Here is a 2,001-nt window from a genome sequence, read left to right as displayed (position 1 = left end):
CGACGGGAGCGAGGACCTGTCCCCCCGCTCCCTGGACGGCATCGGCGACACGGCCTATATAAACGACAAACTGGACACCGAGGACTCGGGTGTTCACCGTGACATCACTCTCGTTTTCCGTACGGCGAATGTGATCGCCGTGGTGGAGTACGACCAGTGGGTCACCGACAAGCGGCGGATCCCGGACAGCGCAGAGCTGCAGGACAAGGCGCGGAAGCTGGCCGAGCACCTCGCAGGGGAGTTCCGGGAGAGCTGAGCGGCACCGGGCGCCGGGGTGAGCTGAGCCACCCTGGACGGTGCCGCGAATCGCCCCCCGCCTCCCGCGGGCCGCGTACCGTGCCTCCAGCGGAGTCGTCCCCGGCGGCTCCGCACGAGCCGAAGAATCCCGGAAGCGAAGGAACCATGCACCGAAACGCCCCGCGCACCGTCCGTCTCCTCGCCTGTGCGGCGGTAGCTCTCCCCGTCCTGCTGGCAGCCGGCTGCTCCTCGGACTCCGGCGACGGCGGCAAGGACTCGGACTCCACCTCGCCCTCCGCGAGCAAGGGCGCCCCCACCAAGGCCGCGCCCGCGAGGTTCAAGAAGCTCCCCGACTCCTGCAAGAGCGTCGCCAAGGGCACGATCAAGGACCTCGTCCCGAAGACGGACAACGCCTCGGGCAAGCGCGTCGGCTCCGGGGACACCAACGACTCCAACAGCTGCCTGTGGAGCGGCCTGGACAAGTACGACTACCGGCAGCTGACCGTCTCCCTCAAGCGCTTCGACTCCGACACCTCCCTCGGCAGCGGCGACAAGCGCGCCCAGCAGTACCTCGACCAGCAGGCCGGCGAGACGCTCAGCGACAAGGACAACAAGAAGACCAAGCAGGACTCCGTCGACGACGTGGGCGAGCAGGCCACCGGCATCAGCTACGAGGTCCGGAAGAAGGACTCCAAGGGCAAGGCGGAGGACTTCACCGGCGAGCGCCTGGTCGGCCGCACCGCCAACGCCGTCGTCACCGTCGACTACGAGGGCGCGGGCTTCGAGGACGGCAAGACGCCCAAGCTGGGCGACCTGAAGAAGAAGGCCCGGAAGGCGGCCAACGAAGTCATCAGCCACATCAGCTAGCCGCTTGACGCATGTGCCAGGCTGGGCCCGCCAGCTACCGAGGGTGGGGACTTCTCCAGTGCAGGGCGTACAGCTGACCCGAATACATCGCATCCTCATCGCGGTCGTCGTCACCGGCGCCGTGGTGATCGCCGCCATCGGCTTCGCGGGCTCCTTCACGGCCGTCCGCGACCTCGCCGAGAGGAAGGGCTTCGGCGACTTCGCCCCGTACTTCCCGATCGGCATCGACGCGGGCATCGTCGTCCTGCTCGCGCTCGACCTCCTCCTGACCTGGATCCGGATCCCCTTCCCCCTGCTGCGCCAGACCGCCTGGCTGCTGACGGCCGCCACCATCGCCTTCAACGGCGCCGCCGCCTGGCCCGATCCGCTCGGGGTCGGTATGCACGCGGTGATCCCGGTGCTCTTCGTCGTCACCGTCGAGGCCGCCCGGCACGCCATCGGCCGGGTCGCGGACATCACCGCCGACAAGCACATGGAGGGCGTCCGCGTCTCGCGCTGGCTGCTCGCCTTCCCCTCCACCTTCCGGCTCTGGCGGCGGATGAAGCTGTGGGAGCTGCGCAGCTATGACGAGGTGATCCGGATGGAGCAGGACCGGCTCGTCTACGAGACGCGGCTGCGGGCCCGCTACGGGCGCGGCTGGCGCCGCAAGGCGCCCGTCGAGGCGCTGATTCCGCTGAAGCTGGTCCGCTACGGGGTGCCGCTGTCGCAGAGCGCGTCCGGGCCGCCCCCGGCGGAGGACTCCGCACCGGCGCCGCCTCCGGCCCCGGTTCCGGCCGCCCCGTCAGCCCCATCGGCCCCATCGGCTGCCGTGCGGCCGGCGCTGACGCCCCCGGAGCCGGCGCCGGAACCGGAGGCGGCGCCCGAGCCGGAACGGAAGCCCGAGCCCGAGCCCGAGCC

At 70.5% G+C, this 2,001-nt stretch carries 2 protein-coding genes and 1 pseudogene; all 3 read left to right on the top strand.

What is annotated here, in order from left to right:
- Positions 1-256 (top strand): annotated as a pseudogene (locus G5C65_RS36270) (hypothetical protein); the annotation flags it as partial.
- Positions 257-402: 146 nt separating this feature from the next.
- Entirely contained in the window at positions 403-1,104 is a 702-nt protein-coding gene (locus G5C65_RS36265; RefSeq protein WP_165303305.1) for a DUF3558 domain-containing protein, read from the top strand.
- A gap of 73 nt (positions 1,105-1,177) precedes the next feature.
- Positions 1,178-2,001, top strand: an 824-nt coding sequence (locus tag G5C65_RS36260; protein WP_165303306.1) for a DUF2637 domain-containing protein, incomplete at its 3' end; no start/stop codon positions are given.

Source organism: Streptomyces boncukensis (assembly GCF_011045075.1).
GTDB lineage: Bacteria > Actinomycetota > Actinomycetes > Streptomycetales > Streptomycetaceae > Streptomyces > Streptomyces boncukensis.
This window is presented reverse-complemented; position numbering and strand designations above follow the sequence as displayed.